The organism is Streptomyces sp. NPDC058246 (assembly GCF_042881985.1).
Lineage (GTDB): Bacteria > Actinomycetota > Actinomycetes > Streptomycetales > Streptomycetaceae > Streptomyces.
On the sequence record NZ_JBHVWZ010000009.1, the window covers coordinates 113,944 to 135,234 of the forward strand.

15 protein-coding genes and 1 riboswitch are annotated in these 21,291 nt (G+C 69.9%); of the genes, 6 read left to right on the top strand and 9 right to left on the bottom strand.

What is annotated here, in order from left to right:
• Positions 1-34: 34 nt before the first annotated feature.
• A riboswitch (TPP riboswitch) is annotated at positions 35-191 on the top strand.
• Positions 184-2,013: a phosphomethylpyrimidine synthase ThiC gene (gene thiC, locus ACFVXA_RS16035; protein ID WP_362023454.1), complete on the top strand. Its 1,830-nt coding sequence runs from the start codon at positions 184-186 to the stop codon at positions 2,011-2,013. (Overlaps the previous riboswitch by 8 nt.)
• A 345-nt stretch (positions 2,014-2,358) precedes the next feature.
• Here the strand turns inward: thiC and ACFVXA_RS16040 are convergent, their stop codons facing one another.
• From ACFVXA_RS16040 to ACFVXA_RS16050, 3 genes are all read right to left on the bottom strand, one after another.
• Positions 2,359-3,225, bottom strand: coding sequence for a hypothetical protein (locus ACFVXA_RS16040; RefSeq protein WP_362023451.1), 867 nt, complete (start codon positions 3,223-3,225; stop codon positions 2,359-2,361).
• 179 nt (positions 3,226-3,404) lie between these two features.
• On the bottom strand, positions 3,405-4,610 hold the full coding sequence (locus tag ACFVXA_RS16045) for a metallophosphoesterase (RefSeq protein WP_390025299.1): 1,206 nt from the start codon (positions 4,608-4,610) through the stop codon (positions 3,405-3,407).
• A 216-nt stretch (positions 4,611-4,826) separates the two neighbouring features.
• On the bottom strand, positions 4,827-5,939 hold the full coding sequence (locus ACFVXA_RS16050; protein WP_362023446.1) for a LacI family DNA-binding transcriptional regulator: 1,113 nt from the start codon (positions 5,937-5,939) through the stop codon (positions 4,827-4,829).
• 546 nt (positions 5,940-6,485) lie between these two features.
• Between ACFVXA_RS16050 and hisC the strand changes: the two genes are divergently transcribed.
• A complete protein-coding gene (gene hisC / locus ACFVXA_RS16055; protein ID WP_362023444.1) occupies positions 6,486-7,565 on the top strand; it encodes a histidinol-phosphate transaminase in 1,080 nt (359 codons plus the stop codon).
• Positions 7,566-7,681: 116 nt separating this feature from the next.
• Here the strand turns inward: hisC and ACFVXA_RS16060 are convergent, their stop codons facing one another.
• On the bottom strand, positions 7,682-8,083 hold the full coding sequence (locus ACFVXA_RS16060) for a cyclophilin-like fold protein (RefSeq protein ID WP_390025301.1): 402 nt from the start codon (positions 8,081-8,083) through the stop codon (positions 7,682-7,684).
• A gap of 211 nt (positions 8,084-8,294) precedes the next feature.
• Here ACFVXA_RS16060 and ACFVXA_RS16065 point away from each other — a divergent pair, with 211 nt between their 5' ends.
• The 4 genes from ACFVXA_RS16065 (at position 8,295) to ACFVXA_RS16080 (ending at position 16,236) form a co-directional block, all read left to right on the top strand.
• Entirely contained in the window at positions 8,295-9,803 is a 1,509-nt protein-coding gene (locus ACFVXA_RS16065) for a cytochrome ubiquinol oxidase subunit I (RefSeq protein WP_383737935.1), read from the top strand.
• A 20-nt stretch (positions 9,804-9,823) separates the two neighbouring features.
• A complete protein-coding gene (gene cydB / locus ACFVXA_RS16070) occupies positions 9,824-10,831 on the top strand; it encodes a cytochrome d ubiquinol oxidase subunit II (RefSeq protein ID WP_383737938.1) in 1,008 nt (335 codons plus the stop codon).
• 87 nt (positions 10,832-10,918) lie between these two features.
• Positions 10,919-14,416 carry a thiol reductant ABC exporter subunit CydD gene (cydD, locus tag ACFVXA_RS16075; protein ID WP_390025303.1) on the top strand — a complete coding sequence of 1,166 codons (3,498 nt, stop codon included), beginning with the start codon at positions 10,919-10,921 and terminating at the stop codon, positions 14,414-14,416.
• A gap of 41 nt (positions 14,417-14,457) precedes the next feature.
• Positions 14,458-16,236: a GAF domain-containing sensor histidine kinase gene (locus ACFVXA_RS16080; RefSeq protein ID WP_390025305.1), complete on the top strand. Its 1,779-nt coding sequence runs from the start codon at positions 14,458-14,460 to the stop codon at positions 16,234-16,236.
• 131 nt (positions 16,237-16,367) lie between these two features.
• On the opposite strand, the gene ACFVXA_RS16085 is transcribed toward ACFVXA_RS16080, so the two are convergent.
• The 5 genes from ACFVXA_RS16085 to ACFVXA_RS16105 all read right to left on the bottom strand — a co-directional run bounded on the left by ACFVXA_RS16085 (position 16,368) and on the right by ACFVXA_RS16105 (position 21,286).
• Positions 16,368-17,255 (bottom strand): Cof-type HAD-IIB family hydrolase, encoded by an 888-nt coding sequence (locus ACFVXA_RS16085; protein WP_362023426.1) that lies wholly within the window; start codon positions 17,253-17,255, stop codon positions 16,368-16,370.
• Positions 17,256-17,529: 274 nt separating this feature from the next.
• Positions 17,530-18,432 (bottom strand): LLM class flavin-dependent oxidoreductase, encoded by a 903-nt coding sequence (locus ACFVXA_RS16090; protein ID WP_390025307.1) that lies wholly within the window; start codon positions 18,430-18,432, stop codon positions 17,530-17,532.
• Positions 18,433-18,593: 161 nt separating this feature from the next.
• Entirely contained in the window at positions 18,594-19,142 is a 549-nt protein-coding gene (locus ACFVXA_RS16095; RefSeq protein WP_362023420.1) for an RNA 2'-phosphotransferase, read from the bottom strand.
• 122 nt (positions 19,143-19,264) lie between these two features.
• Complete coding sequence (locus tag ACFVXA_RS16100; protein WP_383902903.1) at positions 19,265-20,209, bottom strand: MerR family transcriptional regulator; 945 nt, start codon at positions 20,207-20,209, stop codon at positions 19,265-19,267.
• Positions 20,210-20,356: 147 nt separating this feature from the next.
• Complete coding sequence (locus ACFVXA_RS16105; RefSeq protein WP_390025392.1) at positions 20,357-21,286, bottom strand: metal-dependent hydrolase; 930 nt, start codon at positions 21,284-21,286, stop codon at positions 20,357-20,359.
• Positions 21,287-21,291: the final 5 nt, after the last annotated feature.

Consider the following 21,291-nt stretch of genomic DNA (forward strand, 5'->3'; position numbering starts at 1 on the left):
CACCGCGCCAGATATGACGCTAGCGTGGAGGCACCTTTGCACACGCGGGAGCTCGGAGCACCGGGCTGAGAGGGCGCTGACCTTCGTCTAAGCGATGTTTCACATGAAACATCGGCGGGCGGAAGCCGCTGCGTCGACCGCCGAACCTGTTACCGGGTAATGCCGGCGTAGGGAGTAGGTCTCATGACCAACAAGGACGTACGCACGCCTGCCTCCAGCCAGACGGACGGGGCGCTCGCTCCGGACGACAACGGTGGGGCGGCAGCCTCGACCGTGAACGGCGAGGCCGGGAAGTCCATCGGCTGGCACAAGGCGTATGTCGGGGGTTCGCGCCCCGATCTACGGGTGCCGGTCCGTCAGGTGCACCTCACCAACGGGCAGTCCGTCACGCTGTACGACACCTCCGGCCCGTACACCGATCCGACCGTCGACACCGACGTACGCAGGGGTCTGGCGCCGCTGCGCGAGAACTGGATCATCGCCCGCGGCGACACGGAGGAGTACGCGGGCCGCCCGGTCCGCCCCGAGGACGACGGGGTCAAGCACACCTCACCACGCGGGGGCCTCAGGAACCTCGACGCGGTCTTCCCGGGGCGGCCGCGCCAGCCGCGCCGAGGCCGGGCCGGAGAGGCGGTCACACAGCTCGCGTACGCCCGGCGCGGTGAGATCACGCCCGAGATGGAGTTCGTGGCGGTCCGCGAGAACGTCGATCCCGAAGTCGTACGCGAGGAGATCGCCGCCGGTCGCGCGGTACTGCCCGCGAACGTCAACCACCCGGAGATCGAGCCGATGATCATCGGCAAGCGATTCCTGGTGAAGGTCAACGCCAATATCGGCAACTCCGCGGTCACCTCCTCCATCGAGGAGGAGGTCGAGAAGATGACCTGGGCGACCCGCTGGGGCGCCGACACGGTCATGGACCTGTCCACCGGCCGCAACATCCACACCACCCGCGAGTGGGTGCTGCGCAACTCCCCCGTCCCCATCGGCACGGTGCCGCTCTACCAGGCGCTGGAGAAGGTGGACGGCCGCGCCGAGGAGCTGACCTGGGAGATCTACAAGGACACGGTCATCGAGCAGGCCGAGCAGGGCGTGGACTACATGACGGTCCACGCGGGCGTACGTCTGCCGTACGTACCGCTCACCGCGAACCGCAAGACCGGCATCGTCTCGCGCGGCGGCTCGATCATGGCGGCGTGGTGCCTGGCGCACCACAAGGAGTCGTTCCTGTACGAGAACTTCGAGGAGCTCTGCGAGATCCTCGCCGCGTACGACGTCACCTACTCGCTCGGCGACGGGCTGCGGCCCGGGTCGATCGCGGACGCCAACGACGCGGCGCAGTTCGCGGAGTTGAGGACGCTCGGGGAACTCAACACGATCGCGAAGCGTTTCAATGTTCAGACCATGATCGAGGGCCCGGGACATGTCCCGATGCACAAGATCAAGGAGAACATCGACCTTCAGCAGGAGATCTGTGATGAAGCTCCGTTCTATACGCTCGGCCCGCTGACGACAGACGTCGCGCCGGCGTACGACCACATCACCTCCGGCATCGGTGCCGCGATGATCGCCTGGTGGGGCACGGCCATGCTCTGCTATGTCACGCCCAAGGAGCACTTGGGCCTGCCCAACCGTGACGACGTCAAGACCGGCGTCATCACCTACAAGATCGCCGCCCACGCAGCCGACCTCGCCAAGGGGCACCCAGGTGCGCAGGAGTGGGACGACGCGCTGTCCGACGCCCGTTTCGAGTTCCGGTGGGAGGACCAGTTCAACCTGGCCCTCGACCCGGACACGGCACGGGAGTTCCACGACGAGACCTTGCCGGCCGAGCCCGCCAAGACGGCCCACTTCTGCTCCATGTGCGGACCGAAGTTCTGCTCGATGAAGATCTCGCAGGACATCCGGCGGGAGCACGGCGGCTCACAGACGGAGATCGAGGAGGGCATGGCGCAGAAGTCCAAGGAGTTCGCGGCAGCGGGCAACCGGGTCTATCTGCCTCTGGCGGACTGAGCCGGGCCGACTGAGGCGCCTGCACGTGGTGTGCGGTGTCGGAGCCGTCCGGTAGGCACATCGGAGCTGTCCGGTGCGCTTGCTGTACGTGGGGCGGCTCCGGGACCGGCTGCTGTCCGCGTTGCCGGCTGGGCTGAGAGGCCAGGGCGGGCCAGGCCGGGCCAGGCTGCCGGGCCGCGCTCGCCCGTGCCGGGGGAGCGTTCGATGCGCCGTGCCGGGGGAGCGTACGGGCGTACGCGGCCCCCTGGTTCGGGTCCTTGGGCCCGCGCCCCGTCGGCGCGGGCCCCGGATTCCTCCGCACATCCGGGCGTCACCCGGAGGTGGGCCACCCGGTCGGCCCGGGTATCACTCCGGCTGATGTTCCGGGCCTCCGAAGTCCGGGCTTGTGAAGTCCGGGCTGGAGAAGCTCGGCCGCGGGCCGGCTGCGGGCCCGCCGTCGGGGCTGCTGAACCCCGGCCGGTTGTAGCCGAGGTGCGGCATGCGGCTGGTCGGGGCAGGTGTCGCACGGCCCAGTGCCGGGGAGCCCGGGTCGGCGAGGGCCTCCCGGAGGAACGGCAGGATGCCGCGCTCCAACAGGGCCTCGCACCAGGCTTCTCTGGCCCGCGCGACCTGGTCGCTCAGCTCGCCGCGCGCTCCGGCCTGGAGCGAGGACGCGCCGTTGCGCAGGGCGGTCAGCAGCAGGCCGACCGCGGCGACCAGGATCGCGGCCGCCGTGACCGCGCCGAAGACCCATCCTGTGGTCAGGAGAGTCTTGGCGAACGCCGGCTCGGGGTCGAGCATTTTGAGGATGTACCCCACGAGCAGGAAGATCGCCGCGGCTGTTCCGGCGAGTACGGGGGCGAGCACCGCGACGACGGCGATGGCGCCGGCCCCGGCGGTCTCGGACACCTCCCCCACCGTGGCGGCGAGCCCCAGCGCGGCCGCACCCGGCTCCGTGGAACCGGACTCCTCGCTCACGACCGGGATGGACGGCGCGGGATGGCGCAGTTCTTCGCGGACCTTCACATAGTGCTGGTACTCGGTCGCCGCGGCCGCCGTGATGAGCGCGGTGGCGTTGAGCGCCATGGTGCGCAGTTGTTCGGGGTTGAGCCGCTGGCCGACAGCGGCGAGTTCCGGGCGGTGTGGTGCGGAGCGCAGCGCCTCATCGAGGATCCGCTCGTATTCCTGGCGGTCCTCGTTCAGCAGGTGCTGCGGAACGCTGTTCATGTGCATCCCCCGATGCTCCGTAGGGCTGGTGGCTCGCACGCTGACGAGCCGTCGGGCAGAAACGGAGGGGAGCCTGCTACGGATAAGCCGATGGTAGAGCGGTGACGGCACGCCGTGACAGGGGGTTTCCAGAATTTGCCCCCTGGCCGACGCAGTCTCTCGGGGGACGCCTGCCCGGTGAACGCTCAGCTATCCAGGGGCAATTGCTGGACCAGTAGCTTTCCGGCCATGGTCACGCCGCCGTCCATCGCGATGGCGAGCCCGTCGGCGTACAGATGTGGTCCCTCGACCAGGGGGCCCGCGGCGTCCTCGCCGTCCTCCGAGCCGACCTCGCCCAGGAGGTACGGAATGGGGCTGTGACCATGCACGATGCGCGTGCCGCCGTACGCGCTCAGCAGGTCGCGCACGGCCTGGGCGCCCCCGTCGTCGCGGAACGCGAAGCGCTTGGTGAACTTCCGGAAGAGATCCCAGCACTCGTCCGCGTCGTTGCGGGTGAGGGTTTCCCGGACGGTGTCGTTGACGTCTTCGATGGATCCGCCGTACTCGAGGTAGGCGGTGGTGTCGGAGTGCACCAGGAGGTATCCGTCGACCTGCTCCATGGCGTCCAGGCGGGCCATCCACTGCAGGTGGTGGTCCTGGAGGCGGTCCATGTCGGTCTTCTGGCCGCCGTTGAGCAGCCAGGCCGCCTGGAAGGTGGCGGTGCCCGCGCCGGAGTTGACGGGGGTGTCGCCGAACCGCTTGGCGCCGAGCAGCAGCAGCTCGTGGTTGCCCATGAGCGCTTTGCAGTAGCCGCCGGCAGCGGCTGCCTCGGCGGACAGCCGCATCACGAGGTCGATCACGCCGATGCCGTCCGGACCGCGGTCGGTGAAGTCGCCGAGGAACCACAGGCGCGCGGTCCCGGCGGACCAGTTGCCCGCGGAGTCGATGAGGCCCTGCTCCTGGAGCGCGGCGACCAGCTGGTCCAGATAGCCGTGCACGTCGCCGACGACGTACAGCGGTCCGGGACCGTCGGCGGGTCCCGGGGCCGTCCCGGGGGCCGGGTCGACGTCGACCTGAAGCGTGTCACCCGGGTTGATGACGGGCAGATCGCGCTGCGTGGGCGTGTACTCCGGCGCGTACTCCTTTGAGTGCTCCCCGGCAGAGTGCGGGACGGGCTCCCCGGGCGGATACTCCGCAGAAGTCCCGGACGAGTACTCCGGAGACGGCCCGGCCGGGTACGCCGGAGACGGACCAGCCGGGTACTCCGGAGGCTCCTCGGCGGGTCTGACGCCCTCACCAGGGGGCGTGTTCTGCACGTACGGACCGGTCTCGTGGACGTATGCGGGCACCCGGAAGTCGCGCAACGTCGCCGTCCGCACCGCCTCGGGTCCCTGACCGGCCCCCTGAGTCATCGACCCCTCCACCACCATCGCGCCGCATCTGCACCGGATCGGACTGCCTGGTCGCAGCGGCCCGCGGTGTCGTCCGCCCATCATAGGAATGCGGATCGCGCCATGTGATGACCCAGGGGTGGTGAATCGGAGCAGGACCCCAGTTCACCGCGGTTTTCGCCCGAATTGGGCGGGGCTTACCCCGCCCTTTCGGCACCGCCCTCTGTTTACCGGGCGTCAACCCTTCTCTGGTGATCGTGGCGGACTGACCGTCGTACGGGGCGGACGGCGCTCCGAGGACGTCCGTACGATCAGCTCCGTCGGTATCACCTGCTCGACCGGTTGGTCCGATTCGACCCCTTCGATGGCGTCGATGAGGAGCTGGACCACGGCCGTGCCGATCCTGCGCGGTTTGAGGGAGAGCGTGGTGATCGGCGGCTCGGTGTTGGCGTAGACGGTGGACTCGCTGCAGCAGACCAGCAGCAGGTCGTCCGGTACGCGCAGACCGTAGCGCCGGGCCGCGGCCAGCAGGTCGGTGCCGTTGGGATCGAAGAGGCCGTAGACCGCGTCCGGGCGGTCGGGCCGGGCGAGCAGCCGGTCGGCCGCGACCGCTCCCGCGCACGGATCGTGCGCCGGGTAGGCCTCGTACACCGGATCCTGGCCCACGCGCTCGCACCAGCGCAGGTAGGCGGTGGTGGAGAGATGGGTGTACGTGTCCGTGGTGGTGCCGGTGAGAAGGCCGATCCGGCGGGCGCCGGCGGCGGCCAGGTGGTCGAGGATGCCCAGGACCGCGGCCTCGTGGTCGTTGTCCACCCAGGCGGTGACCGGGAGCGAACCGGCCGGGCGGCCGTCGGAGACGACCGGTAAGCCCTGCCTGACCAGCTCGCTGACCACCGGGTCATGGTCGGACGGGTCGATGACCACGGTTCCGTCCAGAGCGACGTTCGACCACACGTCATGGCGCGAGGTCGCGGGGAGGATGACCAGGGCGTAGCCCCGGGCGAGAGCGGCCGAGGTGGCGGCTCTGGCCATCTCCGCGAAGTACGCGAACTCCGTGAAGGTGAAAGGTTCATCCCCGTACGTCGTCACGGTCAGGCCGATCAGTCCCGACTTGCCGGTACGGAGGGTTCGGGCCGCGGCCGACGGGCGATAGCCCAGCCGGTCGGCGACTTCGCGGACGTGGCGTCGGGTGGCGTCCGGGAGCCGGCCCTTGCCGTTGAGGGCATCGGACACAGTCGTGATGGAGACCCCTGCGGCCGCAGCCACGTCTCTGATACCCGCTCGGCCCGGTCGACCGCCTCGGCGGGAGGTCTCCGCCCGGCTCACCTGGTGCTTCCCTGCTGCTGTCATGGCGAGCCGATAGTAGGGCTCATGCGGTGGGGTAGTGCGGACGCATATGCACGCGTTGACAGGCACGTTTCTGCATGGTCGAAATGGGTCAACTGCCTTGGAAACAAAGGAAGTTGAACGATGCAATGGCAGTACGTGACTTGTCGGCGCGCATGGGCCTGCCAAGTGGGCCATGTTTCGAAGAGGTCTCAACTCACCTTCACGGGTGATGCGCGCCACGGCGTGAGCCACCGGCGCGTGCGCTGCCGGGCGGCGCGCCCCCCTTTCGTGCGCCTTCGTACGAGGATGACCGCTGCGTCGTACGACGATGACCACAGCGTCGTACGAGGGTGATCGTCGAGTCGTACGGAGAAGCACCGTCGGGACGCGCGAGGGTGAGCGGAGGGTGGCTGATCGCCGAGCCGCGCCCGGTTGCCCTCCGGTTGGCGTTCGGTCGCCGTTCGGTTGTCCACAGCCCATTCGCAGCGGCGCCGAATCCTCATAAGGTAAGAAGCATTGGTAGCCGGTGGTGGTCATGAGCCGCTGGTCGTCACGAGGAGGACTGCGGTGAGCGAGACGAGCCCCAAGCTGCGTGCCGAGCTGGAGGGTATCCCCACCTACAAGCCCGGCAAGCCCGCCGCGGCCGGCGGTCCGGTGGCGTACAAGTTGTCCTCCAACGAGAACCCGTATCCGCCGCTGCCCGGTGTGATCGAGAGCGTGACCGCCGCTACGGGCTCCTTCAACCGCTACCCGGACATGGCGTGCACCGGGCTGATGAACGAGCTGTCGGACCGCTTCGGCGTCCCCGTCTCGCACCTGGCGACCGGCACCGGCTCGGTCGGGGTCGCGCAGCAGCTGCTGCAGGCCACGAGCGGCCCGGGCGACGAGGTCATCTATGCCTGGCGGTCGTTCGAGGCATACCCGATCATCACGCAGGTCAGCGGAGCGGCCTCGGTGCAGGTGCCGCTGACCCCGGGCGAGGTGCACGATCTGGACGCCATGGCGAACGCGATCACCGACCGCACCCGGCTGATCTTCGTCTGCAACCCGAACAACCCGACCGGCACCGTGGTGCGCCGGGCCGAGCTGGAGCGGTTCCTCGACCGGGTGCCCAGTGATGTGCTGGTGGTCCTGGACGAGGCGTACCGCGAGTTCATCCGTGACGTCGAGGTGCCGGACGGCGTCGCGATCTACCGTGAGCGCCCCAACGTCTGTGTGCTGCGCACCTTCTCCAAGGCCTACGGGCTCGCCGGTCTGCGGGTCGGCTTCGCGATCGCCCATGAGCCGGTCGCCGCCGCGCTGCGCAAGACGGCGGTTCCCTTCGGCGTGAGCCAGCTGGCCCAGGACGCCGCGGTGGCGAGCCTGCGTGCCGAGGACGAACTGCTGGGCAGGGTCGGCTCGCTGGTGTGCGAGCGCCAGCGTGTGGTCGAGGCGCTGCGCGGCCAGGGCTGGACGGTGCCCGAGACGCAGGCCAACTTCGTGTGGCTGCGACTCGGGGAGCGCACGCTCGACTTCGCCGCCCACTGCGAGCAGGCCGGCGTCGTCGTGCGCCCCTTCGCCGGCGAGGGCGTCCGCGTGACGATCGGTGAGACCGAGGCGAACGACATCTTCCTGAAGGCGACGGAAAGCTTCCGCAAGGAGCTTTGATCACCTAGGGGACGGGAGTCGGGGACCCTGGGGAGCGCTGGACCTGGGAAGCGCTGGCCCCTGGGGAGCGCTGGTTCCCCACCCCGTGTCACGTTCAGCGGAGTGTCGAAGTTCCTTTACGGCACCACGAGTTCCACGCGTATGGGGTCGCCGTCGCGCACCGTGGCGAGGGTACGTGGGTCGCCGTCGAGGTGGCCGAGAAGGTTGCACGGGCTGGCGAGGCGGCATTCTCCCCCGAACTCCGTCGAGGGGGACCCCCAGCCTTGCGAGATCGGGGTGGGGCCGTAGGGGAGGGCCAGGGCGTCGCCGTCGGTCCAGAAGGCCACGGTGCCGGGCTCGACGACCTGTCGGGCGCCCTCCTCGCGGGCGACGGAGACGCCGGTGTCGAAGTAGACCTCCTCGCCCCAGGTGCGGGCGGCGGAGACGAGCGGCAGCGCCTTGGCGAGGGCCTGGGCGGTCGGGGTGTCGTCGAGGGTCGCGGTGAGGTGCCCCTCGGGCCAGGAGATCCGTATCTGCATGCCGCGGATTCAACAAGATGTTGAACTTCTTGCCAAGGGGTCCGAGGGGTTGACGTAAAGAGGGACCCCCCTTCCGAAGTCGAAAGTCGGTACGCCATACTTGCTTGTGAATGTGAACGCGTTCACAAACGTGTCCCGGTTGTCCCATGATGTATGGGACAAAGGGGGCAAACTGCCGCTGTGACCACGGCGACCTAAGGAGGCTGACGACGTGGAATTGGCTTTGGCGCCGGAGACGTTGGCGCGATGGCAGTTCGGCATCACCACCGTCTACCACTTCCTCTTCGTCCCCCTGACGATCTCGCTCGCCGCGCTCACCGCCGGCCTGCAGACGGCCTGGGTGCGTACGGAGAAGGAGAAGTACCTCAGGGCGACCAAGTTCTGGGGCAAGCTCTTCCTGATCAACATCGCCATGGGTGTCGTCACGGGCATCGTGCAGGAGTTCCAGTTCGGCATGAACTGGTCCGACTACTCCCGCTTCGTCGGTGACATCTTCGGTGCCCCGCTCGCTTTCGAGGCCCTGATCGCCTTCTTCTTCGAGTCGACCTTCATCGGGCTGTGGATCTTCGGCTGGGACAAGCTCCCGAAGAAGATCCACCTCGCCTGCATCTGGATGGTCTCCATCGGCACGATCCTGTCGGCGTACTTCATCCTCGCGGCCAACTCGTGGATGCAGCACCCTGTCGGCTACAAGATCAACAAGGCGAAGGGGCGTGCCGAGCTCACCGACTTCTGGCATGTGCTGACCCAGAACACCGCGCTCGCCCAGGCGTTCCACACGCTCGCCGCGTCATTCCTGACCGGTGGTGCCTTCATGATCGGTATCGCCGCCTTCCACCTGGTCCGCAAGAGGCACGTCTCCGTGATGAAGACCTCGCTGCGGCTCGGCCTGGTCACCATCGTCATCGCCGGCCTGCTCACCGCGATCAGCGGTGACACCCTCGGCAAGGTCATGTTCAAGCAGCAGCCGATGAAGATGGCCGCCGCCGAGGCACTGTGGGACGGCCAGAACTCCGCGCCGTTCTCGGTCTTCGCCTACGGGGACGTCAGCAAGGGCCACAACACCGTCGAGCTGTCCGTCCCGGGGATACTGTCGTTCCTCGCCGACGACAACTTCAGCTCGTACGTCCCCGGCATCAACGACACCAACAAGGCAGAGCAGGCGAAGTACGGACCCGGCGACTACCGGCCCATCATCCCCGTCACCTTCTGGGCGTTCCGCTGGATGATCGGCTTCGGCATGGCGTCCTTCGCCATCGGTCTGGTCGGACTCTGGCTGACCCGCAAGAAGTTCATGCTGCCCCAGCACCTGAGGGTCGGCGACGACGAGGTGCCGCATCTCGTCCTCTTCAAGAACGAGGCACTCAGCCCGACGCTCACCAAGTGGTACTGGCGCATCGCGGTCTGGACCCTGGGTTTCCCGTTGATCGCCAACTCCTGGGGCTGGATCTTCACCGAGATGGGCCGCCAGCCGTGGGTCGTCTACGGCGTGCTGCAGACCCGGCACGCGGTCTCCCCCGGCGTCTCCCAGGGCGAGGTCCTCACGTCGATGATCGTCTTCACGGCGCTCTACGCGACCCTCGCCGTCATCGAGGTCAAGCTGCTCCTGAAGTACGTCAAGGCCGGACCGCCGGAGCTCACCGAGGCCGACCTCAACCCGCCCACCAAGATCGGCGGCGACTCCCGTGACGCCGACAAGCCGATGGCCTTCTCCTACTAGGCCCAGGGAGCTGCTGAGTCATGGAACTTCACGACGTCTGGTTCGTACTCATCGCGGTCCTCTGGATCGGCTACTTCTTCCTGGAGGGCTTCGACTTCGGGGTCGGCATCCTCACCAAGCTGCTGGCCCGTGACCGTAGCGAGAAGCGGGTGCTGATCAACACGATCGGTCCCGTCTGGGACGGCAACGAGGTGTGGCTGCTCACGGCGGGCGGCGCGACCTTCGCCGCCTTCCCCGAGTGGTACGCCACGCTCTTCTCAGGCTTCTACCTGCCGCTGCTGATCATCCTGGTCTGCCTGATCGTGCGCGGTGTCGCCTTCGAGTACCGGGCGAAGCGGCCCGAGGAGCACTGGCAGCGGAACTGGGAGACCGCGATCTTCTGGACCTCGCTGATCCCGGCGTTCCTGTGGGGCGTGGCCTTCGGCAACATCGTGCGCGGAGTGAAGATCGACCAGAACTTCGAGTACGTGGGCAACGTGTGGGACCTGCTCAACCCCTACGCGCTTCTCGGCGGTCTGGTCACGCTGACCCTGTTCACCTTCCACGGGGCGGTGTTCGTCGGACTCAAGACCGTCGGGGACATCCGGGAGCGGGCACGGAAGCTGGCCCTGCAACTCGGTCTGGTGACGGCCGTACTGGCGGTCATCTTCCTGCTCTGGACGCAGGTCGAGAACGGTGACGGCAAGTCGCTGGTCGCGCTGATCGTCGCTGTGGTCGCACTGGTCGCCGCGCTCGTGGCGGTCAACGGTGGCCGTGAGGGCTGGGCGTTCCTCCTGTCGGGGCTCACCATCGTGGCCGCCGTCGCGATGCTCTTCCTGTCGCTCTTCCCGAACGTCATGCCGTCCTCGCTCAATGCCGACTGGAGTCTGACGGTCACCAACGCGTCGTCGAGCCCGTACACCCTGAAGATCATGACCTGGTTGGCGGCGATCGCCACGCCAGTGGTCCTGCTCTACCAGTCGTGGACCTACTGGGTGTTCCGCAAGCGGATCGGTACGCAGCACATCGCCGCGGATGTCGCGCACTGAGTCCGACCTAGGGGATTCGCGTACCGAGTCCGACCTAATGGCATGTTTCACGTGAAACATGCCGGATGAGCCAAGGGTGTGTTTCACGTGAAACCAATCGATCCGCGTCTGCTTCGATACGCCCGCGCCACCCGCCTCTTCCTCATGGCGGTCGTGGGGCTGGGCGTCGCCGGAGCGGCGCTGGTCATCGCCCAAGCGATGCTCATCGCCGAAGTCGTGGTCGGTGCCTTCCAACACGGCCTTTCGGCCGCGGACCTCAGCATGCCCTTGGGGCTGCTGGCGGCCGTCGCCATCGGCCGGGCGGTGGTGTCGTGGCTCACCGAGCTCGCCGCGCACCGGGCGAGCGCGGCGGTCAAGTCGGAGCTGCGCGGGCGGCTGCTGGAGCGGGCCGCGCTGCTCGGCCCCGGGTGGCTGAGCGGGCAGCGGACGGGTTCGCTGGTCGCCCTCGCGACCCGGGGAGTTGACGCGCTCGACGACTACTTCTCCCGCTATCTGCCGCAGTTGGGGCTCGCGGTGGTGGTTCCGGTGGCCGTGCTCGCGCGGATCGTCACCGAGGACTGGGTGTCGGCGGCGATCATCGTCGGCACGCTGCCGCTGATCCCCCTCTTCATGATTCTGATCGGCTGGGCCACGCGGACCCAGATGGACCGTCAGTGGCGGCTGCTGTCCCGCCTCTCGGGGCACTTCCTGGACGTCGTCGCGGGGCTGCCCACGCTCAAGGTGTTCGGCCGGGCCAAGGCGCAGGCCGAGTCGATCCGGAAGATCACCGACGAGTACCGCCAGGCGACCATGCGGACGCTGCGGATCGCCTTCCTGTCCTCCTTCGCCCTGGAACTGCTCGCCACCATTTCGGTCGCGCTGGTTGCGGTGACCATCGGCATGCGGCTCGTCCACGGCGAGATGGACCTGTATGTGGGTCTGGTCATCCTCGTCCTCGCACCCGAGGCGTATCTGCCACTGCGCCAGGTGGGAGCGCAGTACCACGCCGCCGCCGAAGGACTCGCGGCCGCCGAGGAGATCTTCTCGGTACTGGAAACACCGGTTCCGGCGTCCGGCTCGCAGCAGGTGCCGACTGGGGAGGTCGCCTTCGAGGGGGTGACCGTGCGGTACCCGGGGCGCTCCGTGGACGCGGTCTCCGATACCTCCTTCACGGTCGAACCCGGCGAGACGGTGGCCCTCGTCGGGCCCAGCGGCGTGGGCAAGTCGACGCTGCTGAACGTCCTGCTGGGGTTTGTGTCGCCCGCCGCCGGCCGGGTGCGCGTCGGGGGAGTCGATCTTGCCGAGGCCGACCTGGACGCATGGCGCTCGCGTGTCGCCTGGGTGCCGCAGCGGCCCCATCTCTACGCCGCGTCCATCGCCGAGAACGTACGGCTGGCGCGGCCCGACGCGGACGACGCGGCGCTGCGCCGGGCACTGGACGACGCGGGAGCGGCCGACTTCGTCGACGCGCTGCCCGCCGGGATCGACACGGTCCTCGGCGAGGACGGCGCCGGGCTGTCGGCCGGCCAGCGCCAACGCCTCGCCCTCGCCCGGGCGTTTCTCGCGGACCGGCCTGTGCTGCTCCTCGACGAGCCGACCGCCTCGCTGGACGGGGCGACCGAGGCGGCGGTCGTGGAGGCGGTACGACGGCTGGCCGTGGGGCGGACGGTGCTGCTCGTGGTGCACCGGCCGGCGTTGCTGGATGTGGCGGACCGCGTGGTCCAACTGGAGCCCGGGGCGCCCGCCGAGGCATCCGGCTCCACCGCATCCGGCCGTGCGCAGGAGCCCCGGGCGATCGAGCCGGGAGGCGTCCTCGCTGCCGACGGGGAAGAGCGCCGCCCGGCCCCGCGCCGGCGTGGCGGCGTACTCGTCCGGGTCCGTGCCATGGCCGCTCCCCGGCGTGGGCCGCTCACGCTCGCTCTGCTCCTCGGGAGTCTCGCGCTCGGCAGTGCCGTCGGGCTCATGGCCACCTCCGGGTGGCTCATCTCGCGGGCGTCCCAGCAGCCGCCGGTGCTGTATCTGATGGTGGCCGTGACGGCCACGCGGGCGTTCGGGATCGGGCGGGCGGTGTTCCGGTACGCGGAGCGGCTCGTGTCGCACGACGCCGTGCTGCGGATGCTGGCCGACACCCGGGTCGCGGTGTACCGCCGCTTGGAGCGCCTCGCGCCCGCCGGGCTGCGGACGACCCGGCGCGGCGATCTGCTGTCCCGGCTCGTCGCCGACGTGGACGCGATGCAGGACTACTGGCTGCGGTGGCTGCTGCCCGCCGGAGCCGGGGTCGTCGTGTCCGCGGCCTCCGTCGGCTTCACCGCCTGGCTGTTGCCCGAGGCCGGCGCCGCCCTCGCCGTCGGACTGCTGGCGGCCGGCGTCGGCGTCCCGCTCGTCACCGGAGCAGTGGCCCGCCGTGCCGAACGACGGCTGGCCCCCGCGCGCGGTGCCCTGGCGACACAGGTGACCGATCTGTTCACGGGAACAGCCGAGTTGACCGTCGCGGGCGCGCTGCCCGCCCGTACCGCCGAGGCACGGCGGGCCGACACGGTGCTCACCCGTATCGCCTCACGGGCCGCCACCGCGACCGCGCTCGGCGACGGCCTCACGGCACTCGCGTCCGGGCTCACCGTCGCGGCCACCGCCCTCGTGGGCGCCGAGGCCGTCGCCGCCGGACGCCTCGGCGGTGTGGCGATGGCCGTCGTCGTCCTCACCCCGCTGGCCGCGTTCGAGGCCGTCATGGGGCTGCCGCTCGCCGTCCAGTACCGGCAGCGGGTGCGCAAGAGCGCGGAGCGCGTGTACGAGGTGCTGGACGCCCCCGATCCCGTACGCGAACCCGAGCGTCCGCAGCCGTCGCCCGCGTCGCCGTTCCCGCTGCGCGTGCGGGGGCTGGAGGCCCGCCACCCCGGACAGGACCGGGACGCGCTCGGCGGGCTCGACCTGAGCCTCGAACAGGGCCGAAGGATCGCCGTCGTCGGCGCCTCCGGGTCCGGCAAGACCACGCTCGCGCAGGTGTTGCTGCGGTTCCTGGACGCGGGCGCGGGCACGTACACGCTGGGCGGCGTGGACGCGTACGCGATGGACGGTGACGCCGTACGTCGCCTGGTCGGGCTGTGTGCCCAGGACGCGCACCTCTTCGACAGCACCGTGCGCGAGAACCTGCTGCTCGCCCGGAAGGGCGCAGGCGAGGCCGAACTGCGCGACGCGCTGGCGCGGGCCCGGCTCCTGGACTGGGCGGACGGGCTGCCCGAGGGGCTCGACACGCTGATCGGCGAGCACGGGGCACGGCTGTCCGGGGGCCAGCGGCAGCGGCTCGCGCTGGCTCGGGCGCTGCTCGCCGACTTCCCCGTCCTCGTCCTCGACGAGCCCGCGGAACACCTGGACCTGCCGACGGCGGACGCGCTCACCGCGGACCTGCTGGCCGCGACCGAGGGCGGTACGACGCTGCTGATCACGCACCGGCTGGCCGGGCTCGACGCGGTGGACGAGGTGATCGTGCTGGCGGAGGGGCGTGTGGTCCAGCGGGGGCGGTACGAGGAGCTGGCGGCCGTCGAGGGGCCGCTGCGGGAGATGGTGGAGCGGGAGGCCGCGGGGGACATGCTGGTCCGCGCTGCATAGTCCGACTTTCGGTACCAAAAAGGACTAACTACGCTCAAAGCATGTCTGTAGCTCCCGCCACGCCGGACCCGTACGGCAGTCCCGATGGCAGCTCGAACGGCAGCCCCGGCGGCGGTCCGGACAGCGGCGTGGACGGCGGTCCGGGTGTGGCGTCCGGGGCGACGCGTGGTCTGCAAGGACTGTCCACCGAGCTGACCGCGCGGGTGCCGCAGCTGCTGGAGGCGATGCGGTCGGTCGGATCGGGCCTCGAGCTGCACTCCACGCTGGACCGGATCTGCGAGACGGCGGCGGAGCTGACGGACGCGCGGTACGCCGCCATCGGGGTCGTGGCGGAGGACGGGGAGGGGCTCGCGGACTTCGTCTATCACGGAGTCGACGAGGGGACCGCCGGACGGATCGGGCGGCTGCCCGACGGGCACAAGGGGCTGCTCGGCGCGCTCATCCATGACCCGGAACCGGTGCGGCTCGCGAACCTGGCCGAAGATCAGCGCTCTTGCGGATTCCCCGCACACCATCCCCCCATGCGGAGCTTCCTCGGGGTTCCGATCCGGGTGCAGGGGGAGATCTTCGGGAATCTCTACCTCGCCGAGAAGCGCGGGGGCGGCCCCTTCAACGACTACGACCTCAACATGGTCCGGGTGCTGGCCGCGGAGGCGGGCATCGCCATCGGCAACGCCCGCCTGTACGAGGCCGCCCAGCAGCGCGAGCGCTGGATCGACGGCTCGGTGGCTGTCACCACGGCGCTGCTGGCGGGCGGCGACGCCGACGAAGCCCTTCAGGTCGTCGCCGAACAGGCCCGCCGGCTCTCCGGCTCCGCGGCCGGGATCGTGCTGTTGCCGGCCGTGGAAGGCGGCCTGGAGATCGTCGCCGTCGCCTCGCAGCGGCCGTCGAAGGCGCTCGGCGTGGTCATCCCGCCGGAGAGCGAACTCGTGGCCGAACTCCTCGAAGGGGAGCCCGTGTTCGTCGAGAACGCGGCCGCGGACCGGCGCATGCCCACGAAACTCGCGTGCGACTACGGGCCGGTGATGATGCTGCCGCTGCAGAGCGACGGCCGGTTCCTCGGAGCCCTCGTCACCCCGCGAGCTCGCGACGGACGCCCGTTCACGGAGACGGAGCGGACCCTCGCCGCGCAGTTCGCCTCGCAGGCCGCGCTCGCGCTGATGATGGCCGATGCCCAGCGCGACCGGGAGCGGCTGGCGGTCTACGAGGACCGCGACCGGATCGCCCGTGACCTGCACGACCTCGTGATCCAGCGGCTGTTCGCCACCGGGATGATGCTGGAGAGCGCGCAGCGGCGGTCGGTCGTGCCCGAGGTGCAGGAGGGCGTCGGCAAGGCGGTCGACGAACTCGACGTCACCATCCAGGAGATCCGCACCGCCATCTTCGCGCTCCGCCAGGACCCCGCCGAAGTACCGTCCGGTCTGCGCACCCGCGTACTGCGTGAGATCAACATGGCCGCCGTACCCCTCGGCTTCAGGCCGGGCCACCGCCTCATCGGCCCCGTCGACACGGTGCTCGGCGAACTCACCGGCAAGAACCTCATCGCCGCCCTGCGCGAAGCCCTCTCCAACGCCTTCCGGCACTCCGGGGCCTCCCGCATCGACGTTGTCGTCGATGCGACCGCTGAACTGCCGGACGGGCGGCGGGGCGTACGGCTCACCGTCGCCGACGACGGCGTCGGCATCCCCGACGGCGGACGGCGCAGCGGTCTGCGCAACCTCAAGCGCCGGGCGGAGTCCCTGGGCGGTGACAGCTGGTACGGGCCCGGCCTGGGCGAACACGGTGGCGGCACGACGGTGGTGTGGCAGGTGCCGTGTTGAGCTGTCGCTCTACCGGGCCGTCCTGCCGCACTGCGATGTGCGGGGCGCGCCGGAGCCGGAGCGTCCGTGGATCCGGTCCGTGGATCCGGTCCGTGGATCCGGTCCGTGGATCCGGTGCCGTGGCTCTCCGACTACATCCGCTCCGCGAGGATCCGCTCGATCACGACCGCCACGCCGTCCTCGTTGTTGGCGACCGTGCGCCCCGAGGCGGCGGCTATCACCGCGGGGTGGGCGTTGCCCATCGCGTACGAACGACCCGCCCAGGTGAGCATCTCGACATCGTTCGGCATGTCGCCGAAGGCGACGACCTCCTCGGGGGAGATGCCGCGCTCGGCGCAGCACAGGGCGAGGGTGCTGGCCTTGGAGACCCCCGGGCCGCTGATCTCGAGAAGGGCGCTGGGGCTGGAGCGCGTCACGTTGGCGCGGTCGCCGATGGCCAGGCGGGCGACGGCGAGGAACTCGTCCGGGTCCATCTCGTAGTGGTACGCGAGCACCTTGAGGACCGGCTGATCGGCGTCCAGCGCGTCCTCGGCGAGGAGCTTCTCGGCGGGGGCGGTGATCTCCGGGGGTTCCATGTGCAGCGACGGGTATCCCGGTTCCAGGTGCAGTCCGTAGGTGCGCTCGACGGCGCACACGGTGCCGGGCGCGGCGGAACGCAGCAGCTGGATGACGTCGAGCGCGATGTCGGGAGCCAACTCGCGGATCTTCACGAAGCTGTGGGCACCGGGACCGCCGTGCAGGTCGACCACGGCGGCGCCGTTGCCGCAGATCGCCAGACCGTGCCCGTGGACGTGGTCGCTGACGACGTCCATCCAGCGGGCCGGGCGGCCGGTGACGAAGAACACCTCGACGCCCGCCTGCTCGGCGGCGGCGAGGGCGGCGATCGTTCGCTCGGACACCGACTTGTCATCACGCAACAGGGTGCCGTCGAGATCCGTGGCGATCAGCCGGGGCGGAACGGTGGAGGCCGGGGTCTCGGGCCGTCGAGTCGCTGAGGTCACGCGGTCATTCTCCCGCATATGCGCGCACGGCCGTGCGGCGGTCCGCACACTTGAGTGGTTACCGTCCTCACCAGCACCGTTACGCCCTGTCGCACCCGCGTGACCGGGCCAGGGCTCAGAGCGGCCTGGACGCGCTCAAGGCGACCTGTCCGGGGCTCAGGACGGCTCCGCCGGCACCCGGCCGGGGTCCAGGGGCAGGCCGCCCCTGCCTCAGCCTCACGGCCATCGCCCTGTCGCACGGCCGCTGCCGCCGTCACACAGCCGCCTCCGTCTCACAGCCGCTGCCCCCGGCTCACGGCAGCTGCGCCAGGGACTCCATGGCGATCCGCTCGAAGATCTTCTGGTCGGCCGCGAAGTCCGTGCCGGGGATCGGCCAGTGGATCACGATGTCGGTGATGCCCAGCTCCGCGTGCCGGCCCGCGAAGTCGACGAAGGCGTCGAGGGACTCCAGCGGACGGCCGCGGTCCGGGGTGAAGCCGGCGAGCAGGATCTTGTCGAGTTCGGCCACGTCCCGGCCGATCCCGGCGCAGGCGTCGGCCAGCTTGTCGACCTGGCCCCGAATGGCCTGAATCGACTGGTCGGGGGTGCCCGTTTCGTACAGCTTCGGGTCGCCGGTCGTCACCCACGCCTGCCCGTGCCGGGCGGCGAGCCTCAGTCCGCGCGGACCGGTCGCGGCCACCGCGAAGGGCAGCCGGGGGCTCTGGACGCAGCCCGGGATGTTGTGTGCCTCGTGTGCCGAGTAGTAGTCACCGCCGTACGAAACGGAGTCCTCGGTGAGCAGCCGGTCGAGCAGCGGGACGAACTCGCCGAAGCGGTTGGCGCGCTCACGCGGAGTCCAGGGGTCCTGGCCGAGCGCCGTGGCGTCGAAGCCGGTGCCGCCCGCGCCGATGCCCAGGGTGATCCGGCCGTTCGAGATGTCGTCGAGGGAGATCAGTTCCTTGGCGAGGGTCACCGGGTGCCGGAAGTTCGGCGAGGTCACGAGCGTGCCGAGGCGGAGCTGGTCGGTGACGGCGGCCGCGGCGGTCAGCGTCGGCACGGCCCCGAACCACGGGCCGTCCCGGAAGGTCCGCCACGACAGATGGTCGTACGTGAACGCCGTGTGGAAGCCGAGCTCCTCCGCACGCTGCCAGGCGGAACGCCCGCCCTCGTGCCAGCGGAGGTACGGCAGGATCACGGTGCTCAGACGCAGACTCATGCATCGAGCGTAAGCGGAACCGCGGGGTGGTGGCGGCCACCGTACGAGGGCATATGAGGGCATCGCATGATCAGCTCGACGCCCGCCGGGTCCCCTCCGGCCGCCGGTCCGCTCCTCCTGCCGGGTCCCCTCTTCCCGCCGGCCCCGCTCCGCCCGCCCGGTCAGTGCCCCGAGGGAAACCGCAGGTAGCGCGCCGGGACGGCGGCGGTGAGCCAGACCCCGTTCGCGCTGACCCGGAAGACATGGCCGTCGCGGTGCATGGCGGCTGCGTCCACGGAGAGTACGACCGGACGGCCGCGGCGGGCGCCGACGCGGGTGGCGGTCTCCCGGTCCGGCGAGAGGTGTACGTCGTGCCGGTTCATGGGGCGCAGGCCCTCGGCGCGGATCGCGTCCAGGTTGCGGGCCACGGTCCCGTGGTAGAGGTACGCGGGCGGGGTCGCCGGAGGCAGTCCGAGGTCGACCTCGACGGAGTGGCCCTGGCTGGCGCGGATCCGGGTCCCCTCGATCGCGAAGCGCCGCTTGTCGTTCGTGGCCACCACGTGAGCGAGCTCCTCACGCGTGATCCGGAAACCGTGCGCGGCCGCCGCGGCCATCAGCGCGTCGATCTCGACCCAGCCGCCCTCGCCGAGCGTGAGCCCGATGCGCTCCGGCTGGTGCCGCAGATGTTTCGAGAGGTACTTCGACACCTTCACGGTGCGTCTTTCATCCATCGCTCCAGGGTGCCTGGCGAGAGGCGGATCACGCATTTGATTTTGATTCGGAGGTTTGATCCACAGCCAAGTACCGTTATCCACAGGGGAATTGACGGTTCTGTGGACAACTCGCCAGCGATTTACCCGATTTCGTGAACATCGCTGCGGCTTCCGTTGTTTGAGGCCAACTGATCCAAGGTCCGTTTCTGTACCTCTCGTTCAGCCGCGGCAGCGACGAAGGCAGCCGCCCGCTCCGCGCCAACCAGGCCTTCAACGGCTCGCATTGTGCCGACGGGAATCTCCACCGTTCGCGTTTCGTCTCCGCGATCAGGGGCCTGCCCTGAGCCGAGGTGCTGTCGCAGGTGTCGGGTGGCGAACAGCCGCATGGCTCGGGCGAGTTCGGCGTCCACCGTCTGTTGGGCGAGCGGACGCAGCCGTCGTACGAGCGAGGCCGCCTCGGCCGCGTCCGCGTCGGACGGAGGGTGCTCCCCCAGATAGCGCGCGAAGACATGCTCGGTCGTGAACTCCAGGAAACGGGAGGCGATGTGCTCCACCTGCCCCCTCAACTCCCGCAAATGGCCCGCGATCGCCGACAAGGGGACGCCCGTGGCGTACAACTCGACTGCCACCGCCAGCTCTTGGGGGCTCGGAACCAGGAAGGAATCCTCGTCCCCGGGAACCGGCTCCAGCACGCCCAGCGCCACGGCATCCGCCACCGCCGCGTCGTCCGGGCTGCCGCCGAACCGGTCGTCCAGCTCTGCCCGCGAGATGCGCACGGCCTCCTCGTCGGTCCACGGTCCGTCGACTTCCGCGACCAGACCGAGGATCCCGCCGAGGCCCCGGCCCGCGTCCCAGGCCTCCAGGAGTTCCTTGATGGAGGCCAGCGTGTAGCCGCGGTCCAGGAGATCGGCGATCTGCCGCAGCCGGGCCAGATGCGCGTCCGCGTACACGTTGGCGCGGCCGCGCCGCTCGGGGCGGGGGAGCAGCCCGCGATCCTGATACGCGCGGATCGTTCGGACGGTGGCGCCGCTGCGGTGCGCCAAGTCCTCGATCCGGTACGCGCCACCGACCGGCTCGTCGCTCACACTTCCTCCCCTCCAGCATCGTCAGGTGAGCCCTCCACCTTCGTCAGGCGAGGCGATCGCCGCCGTAGCGAGACGATGCCGCCTTGTGATCGCCGCCGTAGCGAGGCGAGGCCGCCATGCGCTCGCCGCCGTAGCGAGACGACGCCGCTACGCGATCGCCGCCCGGCCGATCGCCCCGGCCGCCGACCGCGCCAGATACTCGACGGCTCTGCGCAGTGAGCCCTCCTGCGACGGATGGTACGACCGCCGCAGATAGCGGGGTACGGCCGCGCCGAGCTCCTTCCAGGTGGGCAACAGCCCCTTGCGTACGGCTCTGTTGTGGGCCGCGAGCGAGTACCTCAGGCGGCCGGCCGACTGAGGGTCGTGGCGCAGGAGATAGGCGGCCCCCCACGCCCACAGGTACAGCATCATGGGCGCGGTGACCGCCATGCCCGCGACCCGGCGCGCGTAGCGGGGCAGGCCCTCGCCGCCGCAGTGCTGGTACATGTCGAAGGCGACCGCGCGGTGCTCGACCTCCTCCGCGCCGTGCCAGCGCAGCAGGTCGAGCATGACCTCGTCGGCGTCGGCGAGGTCCAGGCCCTCGGCCGTCAGTACCCAGTCGCCCAGTACCGCCGTGAACTGCTCGATCGCCGCGATCACCGACAGCCGGAAGCGCAGCCACTCCCGGGTCGGTATCGGCGCCCCCAGAGGCGGCGTCTCGCCCAGCAGCTTCTCGAAGAGGAAATCGACGTACTTCGTGAAGTCCGCGGTGTCCAGGCGCTGCGCCGCGAGGTGGTCGAGGACGTACGCGTGCTGCACGCTGTGCGTCGCCTCCTGGCCCATGAACCCCTTGACGTCCTTGAGGAGTTCGGGGTCGTCGACCAGAGGAAGGCCCTCCTTGAAGACCTTCACGAACCATCGCTCCCCCGCGGGCAGCAGCAGATGCAGCACGTTGATGACGTGGGTGGCGGTGGGCTCGTCCGGTATCCAGTGGAGAGGGGTCTTCTCCCAGTCGAAGGACACCCGCCTGGGGGTGATCGCACGGGGGCCGTCGCCGACGGAGCCGCCCGCCGGGATGCCCACCGCGTCGCTCGGGATCTCGC